This window comes from Pontibacter locisalis (genome assembly GCF_042684605.1).
GTDB classification, from domain to species: Bacteria; Bacteroidota; Bacteroidia; order Cytophagales; family Hymenobacteraceae; genus Pontibacter; species Pontibacter locisalis.
Genome location: NZ_JBHULU010000002.1, coordinates 154,132 through 172,902, shown reverse-complemented (window position 1 = coordinate 172,902; position 18,771 = coordinate 154,132). Strand labels below are relative to the sequence as shown.

Annotated in this window: 20 protein-coding genes; 12 read left to right on the top strand and 8 right to left on the bottom strand. The window is 47.8% G+C overall.

Annotated elements, in window-relative coordinates; all coding sequences use genetic code 11:
- The first annotated feature begins 1 nt into the window (after window position 1).
- Window positions 2–388, top strand: coding sequence for a VOC family protein (locus tag ACFSRY_RS01810; protein ID WP_377502838.1), 387 nt, complete (start codon window positions 2–4; stop codon window positions 386–388).
- A gap of 82 nt (window positions 389–470) precedes the next feature.
- Here ACFSRY_RS01810 and ACFSRY_RS01805 read toward each other — a convergent pair whose 3' ends face one another.
- Window positions 471–1,283 carry a 2,3,4,5-tetrahydropyridine-2,6-dicarboxylate N-succinyltransferase gene (locus tag ACFSRY_RS01805; RefSeq protein WP_377502836.1) on the bottom strand — a complete coding sequence of 271 codons (813 nt, stop codon included), beginning with the start codon at window positions 1,281–1,283 and terminating at the stop codon, window positions 471–473.
- A gap of 51 nt (window positions 1,284–1,334) precedes the next feature.
- Here ACFSRY_RS01805 and ACFSRY_RS01800 point away from each other — a divergent pair, with 51 nt between their 5' ends.
- From ACFSRY_RS01800 to mnmE, 9 genes are all read left to right on the top strand, one after another.
- Window positions 1,335–2,462, top strand: coding sequence for a glycosyltransferase (locus tag ACFSRY_RS01800; protein WP_377502834.1), 1,128 nt, complete (start codon window positions 1,335–1,337; stop codon window positions 2,460–2,462).
- Between the two features lie 81 nt (window positions 2,463–2,543).
- Window positions 2,544–3,542: a 3-oxoacyl-ACP synthase III family protein gene (locus tag ACFSRY_RS01795; protein ID WP_377502832.1), complete on the top strand. Its 999-nt coding sequence runs from the start codon at window positions 2,544–2,546 to the stop codon at window positions 3,540–3,542.
- Window positions 3,543–3,649: 107 nt separating this feature from the next.
- A complete protein-coding gene (locus tag ACFSRY_RS01790) occupies window positions 3,650–4,306 on the top strand; it encodes a metal-dependent transcriptional regulator (RefSeq protein ID WP_377502830.1) in 657 nt (218 codons plus the stop codon).
- A 16-nt stretch (window positions 4,307–4,322) separates the two neighbouring features.
- The gene (locus tag ACFSRY_RS01785) at window positions 4,323–5,258 is read left to right on the top strand and encodes a metal ABC transporter solute-binding protein, Zn/Mn family (protein WP_377502828.1); all 936 of its coding nucleotides are present in this window, start codon (window positions 4,323–4,325) and stop codon (window positions 5,256–5,258) included.
- 3 nt (window positions 5,259–5,261) lie between these two features.
- Window positions 5,262–6,053, top strand: a complete 792-nt coding sequence (locus tag ACFSRY_RS01780) for a metal ABC transporter ATP-binding protein (RefSeq protein ID WP_377502826.1) — start codon at window positions 5,262–5,264, stop codon at window positions 6,051–6,053.
- A gap of 12 nt (window positions 6,054–6,065) precedes the next feature.
- Entirely contained in the window at window positions 6,066–7,349 is a 1,284-nt protein-coding gene (locus ACFSRY_RS01775; protein WP_377502824.1) for a metal ABC transporter permease, read from the top strand.
- Window positions 7,350–7,380: 31 nt separating this feature from the next.
- Entirely contained in the window at window positions 7,381–8,259 is an 879-nt protein-coding gene (locus ACFSRY_RS01770; RefSeq protein WP_377502821.1) for a metal ABC transporter permease, read from the top strand.
- 47 nt (window positions 8,260–8,306) lie between these two features.
- Entirely contained in the window at window positions 8,307–8,924 is a 618-nt protein-coding gene (locus ACFSRY_RS01765) for a thioredoxin family protein (protein WP_377502819.1), read from the top strand.
- A gap of 532 nt (window positions 8,925–9,456) precedes the next feature.
- On the top strand, window positions 9,457–10,872 hold the full coding sequence (gene mnmE / locus ACFSRY_RS01760) for a tRNA uridine-5-carboxymethylaminomethyl(34) synthesis GTPase MnmE (protein ID WP_377502816.1): 1,416 nt from the start codon (window positions 9,457–9,459) through the stop codon (window positions 10,870–10,872).
- Between the two features lie 84 nt (window positions 10,873–10,956).
- On the opposite strand, the gene ACFSRY_RS01755 is transcribed toward mnmE, so the two are convergent.
- The 6 genes from ACFSRY_RS01755 to ACFSRY_RS01730 form a co-directional block, all read right to left on the bottom strand.
- Complete coding sequence (locus tag ACFSRY_RS01755) at window positions 10,957–11,391, bottom strand: ester cyclase (protein ID WP_377502814.1); 435 nt, start codon at window positions 11,389–11,391, stop codon at window positions 10,957–10,959.
- Window positions 11,392–11,822: 431 nt separating this feature from the next.
- Window positions 11,823–12,704 (bottom strand): hypothetical protein, encoded by an 882-nt coding sequence (locus tag ACFSRY_RS01750; RefSeq protein ID WP_377502812.1) that lies wholly within the window; start codon window positions 12,702–12,704, stop codon window positions 11,823–11,825.
- On the bottom strand, window positions 12,701–12,877 hold the full coding sequence (locus tag ACFSRY_RS01745) for a hypothetical protein (RefSeq protein ID WP_377502810.1): 177 nt from the start codon (window positions 12,875–12,877) through the stop codon (window positions 12,701–12,703). The genes ACFSRY_RS01750 and ACFSRY_RS01745 overlap by 4 nt, the downstream gene beginning before the upstream one ends.
- 5 nt (window positions 12,878–12,882) lie before the next feature.
- Entirely contained in the window at window positions 12,883–13,965 is a 1,083-nt protein-coding gene (locus tag ACFSRY_RS01740; RefSeq protein ID WP_377502807.1) for a toxic anion resistance protein, read from the bottom strand.
- A gap of 3 nt (window positions 13,966–13,968) precedes the next feature.
- On the bottom strand, window positions 13,969–14,409 hold the full coding sequence (locus tag ACFSRY_RS01735) for a hypothetical protein (RefSeq protein WP_377502805.1): 441 nt from the start codon (window positions 14,407–14,409) through the stop codon (window positions 13,969–13,971).
- A 188-nt stretch (window positions 14,410–14,597) separates the two neighbouring features.
- The gene (locus ACFSRY_RS01730; protein ID WP_377502803.1) at window positions 14,598–15,422 is read right to left on the bottom strand and encodes a hypothetical protein; all 825 of its coding nucleotides are present in this window, start codon (window positions 15,420–15,422) and stop codon (window positions 14,598–14,600) included.
- 261 nt (window positions 15,423–15,683) lie between these two features.
- Here ACFSRY_RS01730 and ACFSRY_RS01725 point away from each other — a divergent pair, with 261 nt between their 5' ends.
- Complete coding sequence (locus ACFSRY_RS01725) at window positions 15,684–16,538, top strand: hypothetical protein (RefSeq protein WP_377502801.1); 855 nt, start codon at window positions 15,684–15,686, stop codon at window positions 16,536–16,538.
- Between the two features lie 7 nt (window positions 16,539–16,545).
- Here the strand turns inward: ACFSRY_RS01725 and ACFSRY_RS01720 are convergent, their stop codons facing one another.
- Complete coding sequence (locus ACFSRY_RS01720) at window positions 16,546–17,505, bottom strand: CvpA family protein (protein ID WP_377502799.1); 960 nt, start codon at window positions 17,503–17,505, stop codon at window positions 16,546–16,548.
- A gap of 127 nt (window positions 17,506–17,632) precedes the next feature.
- Between ACFSRY_RS01720 and ACFSRY_RS01715 the strand changes: the two genes are divergently transcribed.
- Window positions 17,633–18,757: an MBL fold metallo-hydrolase gene (locus ACFSRY_RS01715; RefSeq protein WP_377502797.1), complete on the top strand. Its 1,125-nt coding sequence runs from the start codon at window positions 17,633–17,635 to the stop codon at window positions 18,755–18,757.
- Window positions 18,758–18,771 lie beyond the last annotated feature (14 nt).

Sequence of the window (18,771 nt, the reverse complement as noted above, 5' to 3'; positions counted from 1 at the left end):
TATGGGTGATAAAAATAATGCTGTCAGCTGGTTTGAGATTCCAGTGAAAGACATGCAACGCGCCATTACTTTTTATAATCAAGTATTTGGTTATGAATTAGAGCACCATGTGTTTGGAGACGAAGAAATGGCTTGGTTTCCTTTCAAGGAAGATGGGACAGGAGCTTCAGGTTCTCTCGTAAAAAATGAAGAATTTTATAAACCTTCCGTGAATGGTATACTGGTATACTTTTCTTCTCCATCCGGTGACCTGGCCACTGAGCTGGCTAAAGTAGAATCTGCCGGAGGAAGGGTGCTTCAGGCAAAGAAGTTAATCACAGAGGAAATAGGTTACATGGGTTTGTTCCTGGATACAGAAGGGAATCGCTTAGCCATTCATTCCAGGTAGCAATTAAGGATAGTAACAGAAAAGCCTCTGCTATTTGCAAAGGCTTTTCTGTTACTATTTTGATACGTTTGATACGCTACCCTTAAACTGCTACCGCGTTATCGCGAAGTGCATCGTTTAACGAAGTCTTCAGGTCAGTGCTTTCCTTACGCTGACCAATAATCAGGGCACATGGCACCTGGAACTCGCCTGCCGGAAACTTCTTAGTATATGAACCCGGGATAACTACTGAAAGTGGAGGTACATATCCTTTGTAGATCTTCTCCTCGCTGCTTGTTACATCAAATATCTTAGAGCTACCAGTTATCGTCACACCAGCACCTATTACAGCTTCCTTGCCAATGCGGCAACCTTCTACCAGGATGCTTCTGGAACCAATAAAGGCACCATCCTCGATAATAACCGGAGCCGCCTGAATAGGTTCTAACACACCACCAAGACCAACGCCACCGCTAAGGTGCACATTCTTGCCTACCTGTGCACAACTACCTACTGTTGCCCAGGTATCCACCATGGTACCGGAGTCTACATAAGCTCCGATGTTCACATAAGATGGCATCATAACCACACCCTTCGCCAAGAAAGAGCCATATCGTGCCACCGCATGAGGTACAACCCGCACACCTAGTTGCTCATAGTTGCGCTTCAGCGCTATCTTATCATGGAACTCAAACGGGCCAATTTCGATCGTCTTCATCGACTGGATCGGGAAGTACATCAGCACCGCCTTCTTCACCCACTCATTCACCTGCCAATCGTCTCCGTTAGGCTCTGCCACCCGGATGATTCCTTTATCAAGCTCATCAATTACAGCACGTATGGCTTCTACTGTATTGCTTTCTTTTAATAGTTCTCGGTTTTCCCAGGCCTGCTCAATTATTTCTCTTAGCGCCATGTCAGAATAATGTTAAGTAAAAATGATTCGTAAAAGTATTAAATTTAACGGATGTCTGAAAAGAGAATTCTAATAGCTTCCCTTCTAAAGCCTATAAATGACACCCGCATGTATGAAAAACTGGGCCTGTCGTTAAGCAAGCTCAAGGATACGCACGTTTACGTCTGTGGCTTTAAGGCACCTTTGCCTGCCGCTTCACCGGGTAACCTGTCGTTTCAGCCGTTTTTCTCTTTCAAACGGTTAAGTATGGGCAGGGTAAAGGCACAACTCAGGTTCTACCGCCTTTTAGAAGAAATTAAACCTGATGTTTTGATTGCCTGCACACATGAACTCCTCCTCCCCTGTTACGCCTACAGGCGGAAGCATAAGGTAAAACTTATCTATGATGTACAGGAAAACTATGCTTTGAACCTTCTCAAGCAAAACAACTACCCTCCCCTGCTAAAACAGGCACTGGCCTTAGGTGTGAGGAGCATTGAAAAGTGGATAAGCCCAAAAATCCATCATTTCCTTTTAGCTGAAAGAAGCTATGCTGACGAACTGCTATTCCTGGAGAACAGGTATACTGTTCTGGAGAACAAGTACAAGCCATCTGTTTCCTACACCTCCCCCGCCACTCCGGTAATGATTAAAGAAAAGCCACTTCGCCTGCTTTATTCAGGCACTATAGGCGAAGAATATGGCATTTTCGAGGCGATTGCTCTGGCAGAAAAGCTTTTCCAGGTCAACAATACAACCACCTTCACGATCATAGGCTATTGTGCCAATAAAGGAACGCTACATGAAATTAAGCAACGGATCAAAGAGAAAGGCTACATCCGTTTAGTTGGAGGAGATAAACTTGTTCCTCACGAGCAGATCATAGAAGAAATCAACGGAAGCAATGTAGGTCTTTTACCCTACCAGCCAAACGACAGCACCTTCCGTTGCATACCCACCAAGCTATACGAATACATGGCTCATGCGCTCCCTATTCTGGTGCAGCAAAACCCGTTGTGGCATAGTATAGTAAAGCATCATCAGGCAGGTATCTCCGTTGACTTTAACAACATAGATGAACAGGACCTGACAACAACTTTAAGGCAAACCCTGTTTTATACTTCAAGCACACCCGAAAATATTTTTTGGAGAACGGAAGAAGATAAGCTACTCCAGGTTTTCCATCAGATGAATCAATAGACACAAATGATTTAAAATATTTTTAGACGAATCTAAATTTCTCAAAAATTAGTATATTTGTAATTAATAAGATCTTTTTCTATGCGTAATTCTAAAATAGCTGGTGTTGGCCATTACGTGCCAGATAATGTTGTTTCGAATAAAGACCTCGAAAAACTAATGGACACTACGGATGAATGGATCCGTGAGAGAACTGGCATTGTTGAGCGTCGGTACTTTACTGAAGGAGTAGACACGACGGCTAACATGGGTGCCAATGCTGCCCGTAAAGCTTTGCAGATGGCTGGACTGGAAGCATCGGACCTGGACATGATTGTATTTGCCACACTTAGCCCGGACTATGTATTCCCTGGCTCCGGGGTGCTTTTACAGCGTGAACTTGGCCTGAGAGAAATACCGGCCCTGGATGTACGTAACCAGTGCTCCGGCTTTATCTATGCCCTTTCCGTGGCGGACCAATTTATTAAAACAGGAATGTACAACAACATTCTGGTGGTTGGCTCAGAGATACACTCCAGCGGACTTGACTTTAGTACCCGTGGACGCGGGGTTTCAGTTATTTTCGGTGACGGAGCCGGTGCGGTAGTACTCACCCCTTCTGATAGCAGCGACAGGGGAATTCTTTCCACGCACATGCATGCCGATGGTGAGTTTGCCGAAGAGCTGGCCGTACTCGACCCGGGAAGCAACAAAAAGAACCGCCTGACCCATGAGATGATTGATGAAGGTTCTATCTATCCCCACATGAACGGCAATATGGTATTTAAACATGCTGTAACCCGGTTTCCGGAGGTGATAGACGAGGCCCTGAATAAGAATGGCTACAAACCTGAAGATATCGACATGCTGATACCACACCAGGCCAACCTTCGCATCACGTCTTACATCCAGCAGAAAATGGGGCTTCCTGCTGAGAAGGTCATGAGCAACATCCATAAGTATGGTAATACCACAGCTGCTTCTGTGCCTATTGCTTTAAGTGAGGCAGTAGAAGAAGGCCGCATCAAAGAAGGGGATCTTGTGTGTCTGGCAGCCTTTGGCAGCGGCTTTACATGGGCGTCCGCGCTTATCCGCTGGTAGTTTAATGAGGTATGAATGACGAATTATGAGTTATGACCTATTTATGTGATTCTCAAGCGAAGAATCTCATTCATAAATTATAGCTCATAATTCATAACTGAATAGAGGTGTATAGTTTCGCTGAGGAAAATTACATAAAAGCAATTTATAAGCTATCGGATAATGGTAACCAGGAAGTTAACACCAATGCCATTGCCGATGCCTTAGAAACAAAAGCTGCTTCTGTTACGGACATGCTCCGCAAACTGAGCGCGAAAGACATTGTAAACTATGTAAGGTATAAAGGCGTGTCACTGACACCTGCCGGTGAGCGGGTAGCTCTGCAGATCATCCGGAAACACCGCCTTTGGGAAACGTTCCTGGTAGAGAAGCTCAGATTTAATTGGGACCAGGTACACGAAGTAGCCGAAGAGCTGGAACATATCTCCTCCAGTCTGCTCACCAGGCGTCTGGATGAATTTCTGGGTTACCCGAAATTCGATCCCCATGGTGATCCGATTCCGTCAGAAACAGGTGAAATGAAACCGAAAAAGCAGCGGCTCCTGGCAGAGATGGAGATCAATGAATCTGGTCTGGTTGTAGGTGTAAACGATTCTCAACCTCTCTTCCTGCAGTACCTGGATAAAATGGGTATTTCATTGGGGTCCAGTATCCGGATAATTGACAAGATCCCCTACGACAATTCCTTTGAGATTACGCTGGAAGAAAAAAAGAACCTGCTCATATCCAGTGAGGTGTCTAAAAACATCTTCTTATCAGCTTAGACTACTAGTGACCCTTATGAAATTCAACTTATACATAGCCTGCTTTCTGTTGCTGTTAGGGCTGTTCACCTCTGCCTGCTCTCAAACACAGAGCAAAGGCGAAATTCAGCCGGGCACACGCATGCAGGTGGTCACCACTACCAGCATTTTAAAGGATGCCGTCGAAAATATTATTGGTGATGCGGCAGATGTGGAGTCGATCATGGGCAGCGGTGTTGACCCCCACCTATACAAAGCAACACAGGGTGATCTTAAGAAGCTGACAGATGCCGATGTGATCGTGTACAACGGCCTGCACCTGGAAGGAAAAATGGGTGAAGTACTAGAGAAGCTTGCACGCCAGAAAACAGTAGTAGCAGCTACAGCCGGAATTCCTGAAGGGCAGCTGCGCCGCTCTCCCCAATTCCAGGATAGCCATGACCCGCACGTATGGTTTGATGTGCAGCTTTGGCAGCAAGTGGTAAAGCACCTGAGCCAGGAACTACAGCAGAAAGACCCTGCCAATGCGAAGGTATATCAGCAGAATACAGAAGCTTACCTCAAAAAGCTGGATGAGCTGGATAGTTGGGTGGGCCAGGAGATTTCATCTATCCCGGAGAAACAACGCATCCTCATCACAGCTCACGATGCCTTTGGTTACTTCGGGGATGCTTATAACATTCAGGTAAGAGGCCTGCAGGGTATCTCCACAGTGTCGGAGTTCGGACTTCAGGACGTTGCCTCTCTTGTTAATTTTATCGTTACAAACAAGATAAAAGCTGTGTTTGTAGAATCGTCTGTTTCGCCTAAATCCATTGAGGCAGTGGTGATTGGCAGTGAACAGAAGGGCCACCAGGTACAGGTGGGCGGCACCCTTTATTCTGATGCTCTTGGCGAAGAAGGCACACCCGAAGGTACCTACAGCGGAATGGTGCGCCACAATGTAAACAGTATGGTATCCTCTTTAAGATAAGCTATGATACTACAAGTAGATAATCCGGTAGTAGAAGTGCATGATTTAACGGTTAGTTATGACCGTAAACCAGTGCTGTGGGGCGTGGATTTAACAATACCTGCCGGTGCACTGGTAGGTGTTATTGGGCCAAACGGAGCAGGTAAATCTACACTGATCAAGGCTATGATGAACCTGTTGCCTTCAGGCAGTGGCTACGTACGCATATTCAATAAACCGATAGATGAAATACGAAAGCGCATCAGCTACGTCCCGCAACGCGAATCCGTAGACTGGGACTTTCCAGCATCTGTGTTTGATGTAGTGCTGATGGGGCGCTATGGTAACCTTGGTCTTTTTAAAAGACCTCGCAAGGCAGACAAAGATGCCGCCATGGAGGCACTCGAGAAAGTGGGTATGCAGTCTTTTGCCAATCGGCAAATATCCCAGCTTTCCGGGGGACAGCAGCAACGGGTGTTCCTGGCCAGGGCACTTGCCCAAAACGCAGATCTGTACTTTATGGATGAACCCTTTGCCGGCGTTGACATTGCCACGGAAACAGCTATCATAGAGCTGCTTCGCACAATGCGGGAACAGGGCAAAACAGTAATTGTGGTGCACCACGACCTACAGTCTGCCGCAGAGTATTTTGATTGGGTGGTATTACTCAACATGCGCCTGGTAGCCTCTGGCCCAACAGAGAAGGTATTGACGCAGGAGCTGCTTGAGCACACCTATGGCGGAAAGTTAACTGTGCTCAGCAAAGTGGGAGACCTGCTCAGGAAGCAGGAGTTTCCATCGAGAGAAGTCAGGTAAAGGGAGCGGAATATGAATGAGTTTTTTGAATTCTTTTCTTTTGCTGATGCTAACGTGCGTTACGTTACGCTTGGATCCGTACTGCTGGCCAGCAGTTCTGCCGTAGTTGGCTGTTTTACGCTACTCCGGAAACGGGCATTGGTAGGAGATGCCGTGGCGCACGCTGTTTTACCAGGCGTATGCCTTGCTTTTATACTTTCAGGCACTAAAAATCCACTTATCCTACTGATAGGGGCATTCATTACAGGTTGGCTTTCACTCATCGCTATTGATTTTATTACCTCCCGGTCCCGCATAAAGGAAGACACTGCTATAGGGCTTGTGCTGTCTGTGTTCTTTGGCGTCGGGATACTTCTGCTCACTGCCATTCAGCATTCAGGAAATGCGGCACAAAGCGGACTGGACAAGTTCCTTTTTGGCAAGGCTGCATCGCTGGTAGGAGATGATTTGATCGCTTTTGGTGTAGTGGCAGTTTTACTACTTATTGCTACAGTCCTTTTCTATAAAGAGCTTAAACTGCTGTGCTTTGATGAAACATTTGCACGGACTATTGGCTTTCCGGTACGGGGGCTTGAACTGCTCCTGACTACCCTTACCGTTCTTGCGGTAGTGGTTGGTATTCAGGCAGTAGGGGTTGTGCTGATGGCCGCTATGCTGATTACACCTGCCGCTGCCGCACGCTTCTGGACGGATAGGCTGGGCCTGATGCTGGTCTTGGCTGCCCTGATGGGAGCTTTTTCAGGTGTTGCAGGCGCTTTTGTTTCTTACACTGCTCCTGCCATGCCAACCGGTCCCTGGATCGTGCTCATCATCTCAATGATAGCCATCCTTTCCTTTGCCTTTGCGCCGAAGAAAGGATGGGTGGCGCGTCTCCTGCGGCAGAGAACAAATAAAACACTTATTCTGGAAGAAAACCTGCTGAAACTGATGTACCAGCTTGGCGAACCCGACCAGGACTTCTACAGGCCACGCCCTATAAAAGAGTTGTTAGCACGCCGCGCCATCCCGGCAAAGACAGCTAAAATCGGGTTACATAAGCTCAGGCGCCAGGGTTACCTGGAGCGGCAGCCGGAAGGATGGTCCATGACCATGGAGGGTGTAAGCAGAGGCCGTAGGGTTGTTAGGCTTCATCGCCTGTGGGAGTTGTATCTAACGCAGTATCTGCACTTAGCCTCCGACCATGTACACGAAGACGCGGAAACCATTGAGCATATCATTACACCGGAACTGGAGCAGCGACTGATGATTGAGTTAAATTACCCTGTGCTGGATCCGCACAGCTCTAAGATACCATAGCCAAGGGGCTATAACAATAATAGAAGATAACATGAACGCGTTTTGGATCATACTTACCGGATCACTTGTGGCAGCCTGCTGCAGCTTGTTAGGTTGTTACCTGATTCTGCGGCGCATGGCCATGGTAGGAGACGCTATCTCCCATGCTGTACTGCCAGGTATTGTTATTGCATTTCTCTTTACCGGCTCCCGCGAATCCATACCTATGCTCATTGGAGCAGGATTACTAGGTGTGCTGACCACGTTCCTGATCGAGTTCTTTCACCGTTATGCGCGGGTGCAGTCTGATGCCGCCATTGGTGTAACCTTTACCTGGCTTTTTGCCATTGGCATTATACTTATCTCCGTGTTTGCCGGACAGGTAGACCTGGACCAGGATTGCGTGCTTTATGGTGAAATAGCTTACGTACCGCTTGATCTGTGGATAACGGAGGGAGGCCTAAGCATGGGTCCCCGCACCGTCTGGACAATCGGAGCAGTTGCCATACTTATCTTGCTCTTTATCATCTTTGGTTATAAAGAACTGTTCCTGACAGCTTTCGATCCTGCCTATGCCGCTGCCATCGGAGTTTCTACAACGCTTTGGTATTACATGCTCATGACGGCCGTATCCCTTACAACAGTAGCCTCTTTCGAATCTGTAGGAGCCATACTGGTTGTTGCGCTTCTGGTGGCCCCTCCTGCCACGGCTTACCTGCTCACCGACAATTTTAAAACAATGCTGGTACTTTCTGTTTTACTAGGTATACTGGCATCTTTTGCAGGCTATTACCTGGCTGTCTGGATTGATGGATCAATAGCCGGGGCAATCGCCACTGTGACAGGTATTGAATTTACGTTGGCTTTCCTCTTTTCACCGGCACGGGGTTTGCTCATAAAACGAAAGCAAGTGCAGCCTGTACAGCACTAGCCCAGGCACCCACAGAAGACACACTCCTGCTTAACATAAAATATCAAATGAAAACATTAGTCATAGTTCCCATAATTGCTTTGACCCTTCTGGCTTCCTGTAATAGAAGTACGCCCCCTGCAGCCTCTACCGAAATAGCTACTGAGCAGACTACAACAGCGGCAGTAACAGGCGCGGCAGAGGCTTCTTCGCAAGCACCTGCAGAATTACCGAAACCGGCAGAAAAGATCAAGTGGCTGACCATAGAACAGGCTGCTGAACGAATGAAAAAGGAACCGCGAAAAGTGGTAATCGATGTGTATACCGACTGGTGCGGCTGGTGTAAGAAAATGGATAAGGATACTTTCACTGATCCCAAAGTAGCTGCTCTTATCAATGAACACTATTATCCTGTTAAACTCGATGCCGAAGGCAAGGAGCCTATCACCCTTAATGGCCAAACGTATACCTTTAAGTCAGAATACAGATCGCATGAACTGGCAGTAGCCCTCCTGCAGGGCCAGATGAGCTACCCAACCACTGTTTACCTTGACGAGAAAATGAATATGCTGGCTCCTGTTCCGGGATACTTTGATGCCAGAAACTTTGCGAAGATCTTACGCTACTTCGGAGAGGATCACCATAAATCGATGAATTTCCAGGAGTACGAGAAACAGGCGAAGTAATTGGGTTACTTTTTGGCAATAATTAAAAGAAAGTGAGCCGCTATCCTATCCAACAGCTGTTGCATCTTCAGTCTTATTCTCTGCTATTCTTTATAGCCTCCATTCACCCGCAGTCTAACTTGCCTACTGTTTCACCTTTGGCTTTGGTGCGCTCCAAGTCCGCGGGGACTCACCTTCGGGCATCGCACTGTGTTCCCTTCCTTTGCTACCCTTACGGTCGCAATGCCTTACGGCACCGGAATCTCACAAGGCGCTCAACCCAAAGGTTGGGATCAGTTCGATAGATAAGGCTTCTACAATTGGCAAGGCAAGTAAAGGTGTAAGGATAATGTCCCCCTTGGAAGTCGCAGATCCCGAACTGGATTCGGGAGTGAGTAGGGGATGATTACACCAGCGCAATGAAACTCATGCTTCAGATTAAGCAGTAGCAGACTCCCCTCCTTGGGAAGGAGGGGTAGGGGTGGTTGGACCCGGTGCTGCAGAAAATCCTATCCATCATTCCTCATCCCGAAAATCCTGATTCTGATAATAAATGCGTAATTTTGCTTACGCACAATATATACTTGTTTTGATCAACCTTACTACATCCAACGATACCATAGTAGCCGTAGCCACCGCTCCGGGTGTGGGAGCTATTGCTGTTATCAGGCTCTCCGGGCCAGAGGCTATAACCATCACAAACGAAGTGTTCAAAGGCAAAGACCTGACTAAACAGGCAAGCCATACCATTCACTTTGGTACTATCCGGGATGAAGGTAAAATACTGGATGAGGTGCTGGTATCGCTGTTTGTAGGACCTCACTCCTACACCAAAGAGAATGTGGTGGAGATCTCCTGCCATGGCTCCGACTTTATCGTGCAGCAGATCGTAAAGCTCCTGTTAAAGCATGGCGCTCGCCTGGCCAATGCAGGTGAATTCACAAAGCGGGCTTTCCTGAACGGCCAGTTTGACCTGGCGCAGGCCGAAGCTGTAGCTGACCTTATCTCTTCCGACTCAGCTCTCTCGCATGAGGTAGCCATGAAGCAAATGCGCGGCGGCTTTTCGCAGGAGATCAAGCGGCTGCGGGCAGAGCTGGTGCACTTTGCCTCCATGATAGAACTGGAGCTAGACTTCGGAGAGGAAGATGTAGAATTTGCGGACCGTGACCAGTTGCGTACACTCATACTGAACATACAGCAAATTATCCGGGAGCTGTTAAAATCTTTTGAACTGGGTAACGTGATCAAGAATGGTGTGCCCACCGTGATTGTAGGTAAACCTAATGCCGGTAAATCTACGCTGCTCAACAAGCTCCTGAACGAGGAAAAAGCGATAGTGTCGGATGTACCGGGTACAACGCGTGATTTTATTGAAGATGAAATAAATATCGAAGGTGTTACCTTTCGCTTTATTGACACCGCCGGACTCCGCGAAACTACGGACAAGGTAGAAGCCATTGGCGTGGAGCGTACCATGCAGAAGTTGAGTCAGTCCTCCCTGATCATCTACCTGTTCGACATCACAGAAGTAACCGCCGGGGAAGTGCAGGCGGAGCTGGACAGGCTGAATCCTAAGAAACTCCCTATAGTAGCTGTAGCCAATAAGATTGACCAGGCAGCGCCGGAGAAGCTGGCTGCCTTTGCAAGCATAGAAAACCTGGTGCAGATCTCAGCCGCCGAGGGTGCTAACCTTGAGGACTTGAAAAATGCACTTGTTGAGAAAGTGAATCTGGGTAAACTGAATACACAGAGTCAGACCATTGTCACCAACCTGCGCCACGTAGACAGCCTGAACAAAACCTACGCTGCCCTGGATGATGTGCTCAACGGACTCGGCCTGGGTATGAGCGGAGACCTTGTAGCTGCTGATATTCGCAGAGCACTCTACAGCTTAGGTGAGATCACAGGCGAAATCACAACAGACGATTTGCTCGATAATATTTTTACTAAGTTCTGCATCGGAAAGTAAGTCAGGCAAGTAACGGCAAGATTAGTCAGTGGTAGCTATCATAGCTACAGCTAAGGATAAAACCTTCGTCAACTTTTTTGTCAATTAATTTAAGGGTAATCCAATCTGGCGAGCCTGGGAAGCGTGATCTCTTGCGCCCCACCTTTGTTGAATTTTCCCATCCCTGATTAAAAACCACTCCATAGCTGCAACTTCATAGGATTTACCAGTTGGCTCATGTCCCATAAAAGGACCTGTAAAGGTTCCTCTCTCTGTATACCTGACAGCGACAACATCACCTTCTGCTATCATGCCTTCTATAGTTAGTTGCATTCCCAGGCCTGTTACAAGCTGCCGCCATACTTCAAGAGCCCTCTCCATCTGAGCTTTCCCAAAAACACCTTGTATCTCTGCATCGGGTGCGAAAAGCGCCACCAAAGCATCCAGGTCACCATCATTGAAAGCGTCTGCATATTGTTGCACAATTTCCTTATTCTGCTCCTGCTGTTTAGTTTCGAGAGTTTTTACTTCAGGTTCCATAGTTTTTTATTTAAAATATGTTTCGATCTATTGATTTACAGTTACTTTAGTTCTTTTTTTTACTTTTATGCTACCAGTTGTGTCGTTACAGTTTCTTCAGTATTCGATGCAGGTGAAATGGTAAATAATCACTTATCCGGGTAAGCCTTTACACCGAAATATCCTCATTGGAGTGGTGTGTAATGTAGTGCAATGCTTCCCTGATCATACAACTGCTGCCTTTAGTGAACATCACAAAGGTATAAAGGCAGAACCTCTCTTACTGTGCAGATCTTGCGGTGCTTTAGCTTTAGTAGGGAGTATCCGGTTTCTGGTCTACATTAACATTTACCAGGAGATATTTACAGCTGACAGACTTGTTTAAAAAAAAGCCCTGATCGCATAGCGTGATCAGGGCTTTTTCATTATGTATTATCTAGAAGCTTCAAAACTCACCGGCTCTTCCCAAAGGTTTTTACCGGGAAAAGGCGGTCCTCTTCTAAAAGGAGAGCATAAGGGCAGCCATTCCAATGGATAACAGGAACCATTTCTGCCGGATTGGAGCTATCGTGGTTATGGAGGCTGGTCATGGTGTTACCAACATAAGACACCTCTTCTATTCCCAATCGAGCAGCCACATAATTCACAAAAGCTTCTTTTTCTTCGGTAGTGGAAGTATAGCCAATTTCACTAGTAGTAAGTCCGTCTGATACGTCCTCTTTCAGGTAGACTATTTTGGAATAAGTGTCAATGGCAACTTCAGGTACCGTGAGTCTGGCAATATTAGTTTTAGCATGCTTCGTCTCTACAAAAATGCGCTGACCTGTTTCCCGACTCTGCTGCATCTGTACTGCCTTCACCTCTTTGCTCTCACTCCGGAAAGGACCAAACACCAGGGTTCTGCCGATAACCTCGGGCCTCGTTGCTGGTCTTGGAGATGGTGGTGGAGGTGGAGGTGGTGACGAAGCCCATGAACGTGGCTGTCTGTATTGACTTACCTGCGGGTTACGGTGCTGATGCGCATTTATGATGATAGTGAAGGTATTCAGGAAATGATCCGTGTGCTGCAGATGAAAAAGCTCCAGTTCATGCGCCTTGTTCCGGGCTATCAAATACGCGTGGATGCGTTTAGTCTTTTCATAAACGCTATAGATCTTCTGCGCATGCGGCGTGGTTTTATAGCGGTTATAGAGCTCCAGCAGGGCCGTCAGCCGCTTCTGGGAATCCTGAATGTAAGGCAGGTCCCTGGTGTCTATACTTTCCGGACTTCCAACCACCGTTCTGTTACCCGTTACCCCTTTTAGCCCGAAGAGGTGTTTTAGAAACCTGATCATTTACCAAGAACCTTTTTAAGGTGTGCCGTTTCAATTTCCACCTGTACTTTCACGGAGTTTTTCTGCTCATCGTAAAACTTATCCAGCTTCTGAAGATACAGATCCAGAAGCTCCTCCTGTTCCTGTGTCAGCAGGTTTCGGTGTACAGTAGTTCTTTCTTTATCTTCAGCCATGTTTTCTAAGACTCAATTTGCTTTGATTTACCGAAGGTGCTGAGAATTTTGTTGCTCAGCTCCTCCTGTACCTCTGCCAGTTCTTTCACGGCTTCTTCACGCTTACGGGCTCCCTCTTCCGATATCTTCAGCACAGCATCCAGCGTTTCTACCATGTCACGGTTCACTTTCTTGAGGGTGTCCACGTCTACAATGCCGCGCTCATTCTCTTTGGCTGCGTTCACTACGTTCGTCTTCAGGAGTTGCGAGTTCTTCAGCAGCATCTCATTGGTGGTGTCGGTCACTTTTTTCTGAATGTCCAGTGCCTTCCGCTGCTTCTCCAGCCCCAGGGCGATGGCCACCTGCTGGCGCCATACCGGAATTACGGTTACGATGGAGTCCTGTATCTTCTGAGCCAGTACTTCATTCGTGTTCTGTATCATCCGGATCTGGGGCATTGACTGGGTGGCGATGGTGTGCGACAGCGTCAGGTCATGTACCTTTTTTTCAAGCCGCTCTTTAAAGGCTATCATGTCACTGAGTCGCTGAACCGCCAGTTCGTCCTGGTTGCTGCGCTCGGCCTCGGTCTGTAACTTCGGAATTGTATCGTTTTCCAGTTCCTCTATCTTCATCCTACCTGCGGCAATCACAGCGCGCACCTCGTGGATATACTCCACTGCCTGCTTGAACATCACATCCAGGCTGGTGGAATCTTTAAGAATGCTCTGCCTTGTTTTCTCCAGCTTCACGACCACATCATCCACGTTTTCAGCTATAGAGTTATACTGGCTGGCGATCCGCTTAGAGCGGTCCTGCAGTTTTTTACCGAATGGCAGCCGCGAAAGGAAGCCACGCTTCTCCTCCTCGTCTATTTTTACCATGTTGATCTGCGCCAGCAGCTCGTTAATAGCAGTACCGGCATCACCTGAATCCTTCGCCTTTACCTTTGTCAGGAGCTCGTTGGAGTAATAGCCCAGCTTGCGCTGCGTGTCTACGCCAAAATTGGTAAGGGTTTCTGGTTTCTCCGGATCAATGGTCTGCGACAAGTCCTGGGCTCTTTTCTGTATCAGCTCCTTATCTTCGGTAATCGAGATGTTGGTGTTTTCCATGGTTTATTCTCCGAATTGATGTTTTTCGAGGTTGTCTAATTTACTCAGTTGCCTGTGAATGCGCTCATCGCGCTCCGAATTCTCGTACCATTCTATTTCACTCAGGGGCAGGTACTCCCCCAGCAGCTCACGCACCTCGCGCAGCAGGGCCTCCCCTTTCTTTGTGCGGAATTCCGGGTTCTTGTAGTAAGCACTGATGTACTCCACCTTTACCTGCCCTGCCTTGGTAACGGCCAGCTCCCTCACTTCTGCTACAAGCTCTGAGGTTTGGTTATGATCTGTTATGATGGTACGGTAAACGCCTTTGTTTCCGTCTTCCTGTAAAACAGCGCAGGCACGACGTGCTTCCTGTATGGCTTTGTGCAGCTTGCGGTTGGGCTTTATATAGTGGCCATACACGTATCCCAGCAAGACCCCTATTAATAACGTCCAGAAGATTAACATTTTGATTGTACTATTTATTCGAAAAGATTGATTATACTTTCTATACGGGTAACGAACCGAGGGAGTCGAATTATATCTGTTCAATTAGGAATATGACCGTTTTTTCCGGAAAAAAGAGAGCCACTGTACCTCGCCTGGTACAGTGGCTCTCTTTTATTACACTAACCGGAAAGAAGTGCTACAGGCTGTTAGTAGGTATACTTTACAGTATAAGGCTGTAACCCCGGTTCTCTTTCTAACCTCAGCGTACGCTCTTTCGGCATGCCGGAATCATGGTATGTGTAGGCATAAAGCTCCTTACCATACAAATCTCTAAATCCAGGATTATTGGTGGAAACCTTCACTCCCGGGATGTACAGGTTATGCAGTGTAAAAGGCATCGGATTAGGATTGTTGTCGTAATCTCCCCACTTGATAACAGTAGGGCCTCGCATGTCATCCGGGCTGTTACTAGGCGACCACACCAGCACCTGCTCCGCCAGGTTTCCTTTAGTATCGTACTTGTAGTCAATGATGCTCAGGTGACCTCGCTTGGAAGGTATATCCACGAAAGTGATTGTCGTTAGCTTTACAACTCTGTCGCCAGTGTAGGCCAGGGTGTAATCGAACTTCACCTTGTTATCAGGAGCGTGAACCACAGCTTTTACAACTTTATCACCTTCATAGGTATAAAGCGCATAGTCCCCGTTTTTATAGTTTAGCCTTGCTACTTTGCTGCCTTCGTAAACCACTGCATAACCCAGGTCTGCCTGATAAGTATAGCTTACCTCCACTACCCTGTTTCGCGCATCGTACTTAAATACATCCGTATCAAACTGCTTTACCAGGCTGTTGGTGGTAACAGGCGGAGTAGTAACAGGTGGCGGAGTTGTGGTAGTTGGTGTACCTGTAGTAGGTTTCCCAGGCGTAGCAGGCAGAACCTGCTCCTTTTCGCAGGAAGAAAATGTTAAAGTGGCCAGGCCTAACCCGGCCATCAGCAAGAATTGATTTGGTTTCATGGTAATGAATTTCATAGGTTTATTTTGACTGTAAGACCAGACCGAACTCAGAACCGTTGCCCGCTCCTGAAAAAAAATCTGTTTTTTTTATTGAGGCTCGAAAGAGCTGTTTGGGTTCTATGCAAAAGTAGAAGATAGCTGAAGATGAAGTGGTAAAGCATCTTTAAATCGCCCGGACACCGTATAAAAGAAAAATCACGTTAAAACTATAGCAGCACCAGCCTGTCTGCCTATCCACCCTCTCCTGCAATGCGATCATCAACCCAGGAAAGACACATGAAACAGAAACTAAAATTTGCTTTGATCCTGCTGGTCATCCTTTATGGCTGCGGCTCTTCTAAGTTCGCTTTCGAGGAAAACTTATTACCGGAGTCTAACTTCAGAGGTAAAGTAAGGACTGTAAAAACTACCACCTACAGCGCGGATATAGAGAACGGGAAGGTCACAAAAGGGAAAAAGGCAGATACCCAATCGAGGCCGGAAACGGTTATGCTTTATGATCAGGAGGGCAATCTGCTGGAGGAGAGGCAATACGACTCTGACGGTACTCTGGTGAATAAATGGGTCTACGAGTATAACGACAAAGGGAAAGAGACAGGACGTGCGTACTATTTTTATGGTGACCTTGTAGAAAAAGAGGTAAACAAATACGATGAAGCAGGAAACCTGACGGAGCAGTATGCCTATGATTACAACGACAGCCTGAAGTACAAAAGAGAGATCCGCTACGATGAAAAAGGGAATGTGAAGGAGATAGAAGCAGACAGAGACCTTTTCTGGGGCAGAAGAAACATCTATACCTATAACGAAGAAGAGAATACTGTTGCAGAGAGAACATTTTACGAGGACAGTACCTTCAACTTCAGGACCATCTACAGGTTTGATAAGAAAAATAACCTGGTGGGGCTCGAAACCTATGACTCAGAAGGTACGCTGCAGGACAGCACCATTTATACCTATGATAAGATGGGAAATGAAGTGCAGGCAAGAACCTACAGCCCGCAGGGAAAGCGAATAAACCAGACGACCAACAAGTATGAATATGACAGGAAAAAGAACTGGATCAGGAAAATAGAGTACGAAGATGGGGAAGCAAAGTATATCGTGGAAAGGGAAATAGAGTACTTTTGAACAACCTTCAGTTCCTGAAGTTCTGGGTGATCATCAGCTTACCCGGGCCTCCTTTCATCACCCCAATCCCTACCCTGCCATAGTTCCGCTGCAAAATATTGGCCCTGTGCCCGGGCGAGTCCATTAAACCCTCATGGGCAATGGTTAGCGTGGGGGCCAGTGCCAGGTTCTCGCCGGCCGCAATGTACCGGATACCTGCTTCTCTTATTCTTTCCGAGGCATCTTTCCCTTCAGGGGAGTAGTGGGAAAAGTAACCCCGCCTGAACATATCCGCACTATGCTCCCGGGCAACGGTCCTCAGGGCCGTATCAGGCTTCAGCGGCTTTAGTCCGTTGGTAATCCGCTCCTGGTTAAGCAGCTCCAGCATCCTTGCCTCCAGCTCGGGTTGCGGAACAGGCTCCTCTACGGTGTAGGGCAGCTCTATTATCTTCTCAGCCCCCGGCTCAATGGTGAGCGTGTTTAAGGAACGCTGCACCGCATCCTCGAACACAGGTGTTAACACCGCCTCTGCACGATAGGCATAGGCCGCAAAACGATTGGCCACCGAACTCTGGTGCACGCTTGCATCAAGGCCGTTGGGCAAAGGAACAGCCAAGAGTAAAACGGCAACAATGGCTACCGCTATCGCGCCATTCAAAAGGCCCGGTACCATACCCATTACCTGGTTCAGTTGCCGCGCATGGATGTCAGGTGACAGGCGTTCCAGCAGCAACGACTCCAGCACGTGCAGCAGCATACTGGCCAGCAGCACCACTATAAAAAAGGAAAACGGCAGCAACCACAGCTCGTCCCAGTCCACCAGCTTTTCCAGGAGGTTAGCAACATAAGGGTAAAAGCGCAGGCCGATGAGCAAACTCCCCACCCACCTTACCAGGTCCAGCATACCGAAAATAAACCCCCGCCTTGCCCCGGCAACAGCACTGGAAATGATGATCAGGAGCAGCAAAATGTCAACAACATTGGGCATACAATAGAAAAAGCTAAAACACCTCCTCCCGTTTACGAATTTCAGGCCACAGGTTTGAAAACCTTAAGGGGTATTGTTATGTTGGCATCTCATAAAAGAAGAGCAGGTGCTCGTTCAATTTTCCGGCATGAAGAAACCCTTTAGAATTTTCCTGTATGTGCTCACCCTGGTAGTGCTGGTGGTTATGGTAGCAGGTTGTTCGTTAATACAACTCTCCCCCCAGTTCGGCGCTGAAGCAGAAGGAACGCGCCGGGAAAAGATACTGCAGTCACCGAATTACTGGCACGGAGAGTTCCAGAACCCCGTGGAGACCAACCTGGACCTGGGCTTTAAAGGTACTGTGAAAGCGATCACTTCCCGGCTGTTCGGCAACACGGAAAACCTGACGCCGGACTACAAGATCCCTGTCCGGAAACTGGATGCGGGTAAACTTACCGCCACCCAGGATACCGCCACGGTAATTACCTGGCTCGGCCATTCTGCTTTTATGGTAGAAATAGACGGAAAGCGCCTGCTACTGGACCCCATGATGGGTGAAAGGGCCTCTCCAATCAGTTTTATGGGACCAAAGCGGTTCTCTGAACTGCCTGTTACCGCTGAGGCGTTGCCTAAGATAGATGCCGTTCTGATCTCGCACGACCATTACGACCACCTGGACTATGGCTCTGTAAAAGAACTGGCAAAGAAGACCTCCCACTTTTTTGTGCCGCTCGGCGTAGGTGCTCACCTGGAGCGCTGGGGGGTGCCAGCTTCGAAAATAACGGAGATGGACTGGTGGCACGAGGCCAATTTTAAGGGGCTCACCTTTGCAGCTACGCCATCACGGCATTTCTCCGGTCGTAGCTTTTCGGATAGAATGCAAACCCTCTGGACCTCCTGGGTAATACAGGGCAAAGAGGATAAGATCTTCTTCAGCGGCGACTCAGGCTATTTCGAAGGTTTTAAGGAGATTGGGGAAAAATACGGCCCTTTTGATGTTACCCTGATGGAGAATGGTCAATACAACGAGCTGTGGCCCACCATACACATGATGCCCGAGCAATCGGTGCAGGCACACCTCGACCTGAAAGGTAAACTGCTGCTGCCTATCCACTGGGGCACTTTTGCGCTGGCCCTCCACCCCTGGACGGAGCCTATCGAGCGGGCTACTGCGAAAGCCAGGGAATTAGGTGTGGATGTGGCGACACCCCGGATCGGGGAACCAGTTATTCTCCATAAAAAGGCACCTCAGCAGAACTGGTGGCGGGAGTAAGAGTTTTAATACTT

Excerpts from the sequence above, each read along its gene's own strand:
- ACFSRY_RS01810 (WP_377502838.1), top strand. The coding sequence starts at position 2 with ATGGGTGATAAAAATAATGCTGTCAGCTGGTTTGAGATTCCAGTGAAA.
- ACFSRY_RS01805 (WP_377502836.1), bottom strand. The coding sequence starts at position 1,283 with ATGGCGCTAAGAGAAATAATTGAGCAGGCCTGGGAAAACCGAGAACTA.
- ACFSRY_RS01800 (WP_377502834.1), top strand. The coding sequence starts at position 1,335 with ATGTCTGAAAAGAGAATTCTAATAGCTTCCCTTCTAAAGCCTATAAAT.
- ACFSRY_RS01795 (WP_377502832.1), top strand. The coding sequence starts at position 2,544 with ATGCGTAATTCTAAAATAGCTGGTGTTGGCCATTACGTGCCAGATAAT.
- ACFSRY_RS01785 (WP_377502828.1), top strand. The coding sequence starts at position 4,323 with ATGAAATTCAACTTATACATAGCCTGCTTTCTGTTGCTGTTAGGGCTG.
- ACFSRY_RS01780 (WP_377502826.1), top strand. The coding sequence starts at position 5,262 with ATGATACTACAAGTAGATAATCCGGTAGTAGAAGTGCATGATTTAACG.
- ACFSRY_RS01775 (WP_377502824.1), top strand. The coding sequence starts at position 6,066 with ATGAATGAGTTTTTTGAATTCTTTTCTTTTGCTGATGCTAACGTGCGT.
- ACFSRY_RS01770 (WP_377502821.1), top strand. The coding sequence starts at position 7,381 with ATGAACGCGTTTTGGATCATACTTACCGGATCACTTGTGGCAGCCTGC.
- ACFSRY_RS01765 (WP_377502819.1), top strand. The coding sequence starts at position 8,307 with ATGAAAACATTAGTCATAGTTCCCATAATTGCTTTGACCCTTCTGGCT.
- mnmE (WP_377502816.1), top strand. The coding sequence starts at position 9,457 with ATGCGTAATTTTGCTTACGCACAATATATACTTGTTTTGATCAACCTT.
- ACFSRY_RS01755 (WP_377502814.1), bottom strand. The coding sequence starts at position 11,391 with ATGGAACCTGAAGTAAAAACTCTCGAAACTAAACAGCAGGAGCAGAAT.
- ACFSRY_RS01750 (WP_377502812.1), bottom strand. The coding sequence starts at position 12,704 with ATGATCAGGTTTCTAAAACACCTCTTCGGGCTAAAAGGGGTAACGGGT.
- ACFSRY_RS01745 (WP_377502810.1), bottom strand. The coding sequence starts at position 12,877 with ATGGCTGAAGATAAAGAAAGAACTACTGTACACCGAAACCTGCTGACA.
- ACFSRY_RS01740 (WP_377502807.1), bottom strand. The coding sequence starts at position 13,965 with ATGGAAAACACCAACATCTCGATTACCGAAGATAAGGAGCTGATACAG.
- ACFSRY_RS01735 (WP_377502805.1), bottom strand. The coding sequence starts at position 14,409 with ATGTTAATCTTCTGGACGTTATTAATAGGGGTCTTGCTGGGATACGTG.
- ACFSRY_RS01730 (WP_377502803.1), bottom strand. The coding sequence starts at position 15,422 with ATGAAATTCATTACCATGAAACCAAATCAATTCTTGCTGATGGCCGGG.
- ACFSRY_RS01725 (WP_377502801.1), top strand. The coding sequence starts at position 15,684 with ATGAAACAGAAACTAAAATTTGCTTTGATCCTGCTGGTCATCCTTTAT.
- ACFSRY_RS01720 (WP_377502799.1), bottom strand. The coding sequence starts at position 17,505 with ATGCCCAATGTTGTTGACATTTTGCTGCTCCTGATCATCATTTCCAGT.
- ACFSRY_RS01715 (WP_377502797.1), top strand. The coding sequence starts at position 17,633 with ATGAAGAAACCCTTTAGAATTTTCCTGTATGTGCTCACCCTGGTAGTG.